The sequence below is a fragment of the Herbidospora mongoliensis genome (genome assembly GCF_001570545.1).
Taxonomy (GTDB): domain Bacteria; phylum Actinomycetota; class Actinomycetes; order Streptosporangiales; family Streptosporangiaceae; genus Herbidospora; species Herbidospora mongoliensis.
Window position 1 is genome coordinate 1 of record NZ_BBXD01000046.1, and the last position, 2,388, is coordinate 2,388.

The window sequence follows — 2,388 nt, forward strand, 5'->3', positions numbered from 1 at the left end:
GGACCTGGGCGAGGTGGTGATGGTGTTCCCCGGCCAGGGGGCGCAGTGGGTGGGAATGGCCACGCGACTGCTGGACACTTCGTCGGTGTTCGCCGCGAGGATCGCCGAATGCGCCGCCGCGCTGGAGCCGTACGTGGACTGGTCGCTGGTCGAGGTGCTGCGCGACCCCGATGAGCGGTCGCTGGAGCGGGTCGACGTCGTGCAGCCGGTCCTGTGGGCGGTGATGGTGTCGCTCGCCGCGCTGTGGCGCTCCTTCGGGGTCGAACCCGCGGCGGTGGTGGGCCACTCCCAGGGCGAGATCGCCGCGGCGGTCGTGGCCGGCGCGTTGACGTTGGGAGACGGCGCGAAGGTCGTGGCGCTGCGCTCCCAGCTGATCGCCCGGCGGCTGGCCGGGCAGGGGATGATGCTGTCGGTGGCGCTGCCCGCCGACCAGGTCGAAGAGCGGTCGAAGGCGTGGGCGGGCCGGTTGTCGGTGGCGGTGGTCAACGGTCTCACCGCCACGGTGGTCGCCGGTGAGGTCGCCGCGGTCCAGGAGTTCCAGGCCGCGTGCGCCGCCGACGGGGTCCGGGTCCGTCCGGTTCCGGTGGACTACGCGTCGCACTCACCCCAGGTCGAGCAGATCGAGGCGGAGCTGCTGCGGGTCCTGGAGGGGATCGCCCCGAGGGCGGGGGAGGTGCCGTTCTTCTCCACGGTGACCGGTGACTGGCTGGACACCGCCGAGATGGACGCGGGGTACTGGTACCGGAATCTGCGGAGGCCGGTCCAGTTCGCCCACGCGGTCGGAACACTGGCCGCTAAGGGGTTCGGGTACTTCGTCGAATGCAGTGCCCATCCGGTGCTGACGATGGCGATCGGGGAGGTCGCCGAGAACGCCGCGGTCACCGGCACCCTGCGCCGCGACGAGGGAGGCATGGACCGGGTCCTGGCCTCGCTGGCCGAACTGCATGTCCAGGGCATGCCGGTGGACTGGGCGCAGGCGTTCGAGGGCACCGACGCGCGCTGGACCGACCTCCCCACCTACCCCTTCCAGCGCAGCCACTACTGGTCGGCCGACACCGCCGGACCGGTCGACGTGTCCGGACTGGGGCTGACGGGTGCGGGGCATCCGCTGCTCGCCGGTGTCGTCGAGGTCGCCGGCAGCGACTCGGTCGTACTGACCGGCAGGGTCGCCCTCGACACACATCCCTGGCTGGCCGACCATGCCGTGCTCGGCTCGGTCCTGATCCCGGGCACGGCGTTGGTGGAGCTGGCGCTGAGGGCCGGGCGGCAGGTCGGCCGGCCACGCATCGAGGACCTCACGTTGGAGGCGCCGCTGCTGGTGCCCGACAGCGGCGGGGTGCACCTCCAGGTCGTGGTCGGCGGAAGCGAGGAGACGGGCCTGCGGACGGTCGAGGTGTTCTCCCGTCCCGACGCCGATGAGGAAACGGCCTGGCAGCGCCACGCCTCCGGCTCGCTGACACGCGACCAGCACGAGGAATCGGAAGCGCTGCGGGCCTGGCCCCCGGCTGGGGCGTCCGAGGTTCCGATCGGCGATGTCTACGAACGTCTGCTGGACGACGGTTACGGCTACGGGCCCGTGTTCCAGGGGCTTCGCCGGGTCTGGCGCGACCGGGACGGGATCTACGCCGAGGTCGCCCTCACCGAGGACGAGCAGGCGTCCGCCGAATCGTTCGCGGTGCACCCGGCCCTCCTGGACGCAGCCCTGCACGCCGCGCTGCCCGCCGCCACGGATGGGGACCGTCGTCTCCTGCTGCCGTTCTCGTGGTCGGGTGTGCGGGTGTTCCAGACGGGCGCGACCCGGCTGCGGGTACGACTGGCGCAGGCCGGAACGGACACGGTGTCGCTGCTGGTCGCGGACGCCACCGGAGCCCCGGTCGCGGCGGCCGACGCGCTGGCCTTCCGGCCGCTGTCCCGCGACGCGCTGCGGACGGGGGGCGCGGACCTGCTCAAACCGATCTGGACGAAGCCCTCCACGCTGCCGCGCACCGCGGAGATCACCGATTGGACCGTCCTGGACGGGTTCGGTGAGCTGCCGCATACCGTGACGGCCGTCACCCAAGCGGCCCTGCGGAGGCTTCAGGCCTGGCTCGACGAAGACCACCCTGCGGGCTCGCCGATGGTGGTCGTCACACGGCGCGCGGTCGGCGTGGGGGATGAGGAGCTGCCGGGGCTGAGCGAATCCGGTGTGTGGGGGTTGGTGCGTTCGGCGCAGGCGGAGAATCCGGGCCGGTTCGTTCTGGTGGATTCCGATGAGGATCTGCCGGAGGGGTTGCTGGCGCGGTTGGTGGCTTCGGGTGAGCCGCAGCTGGCTGTGCGCGCGGGTGAGGTCTTCGTGCCGAGGCTGGTTCGTTCGGCGCCGCAGGTGGGGGTTTCGCCCGCCTGGGATCG

General features: G+C 72.2%; 1 protein-coding gene. It reads left to right on the top strand.

From position 1 onward, the window contains the following. A partial coding sequence (locus AW272_RS40140) for an acyltransferase domain-containing protein (protein ID WP_157519392.1) occupies positions 1-2,388 on the top strand: 2,388 nt, incomplete at both ends.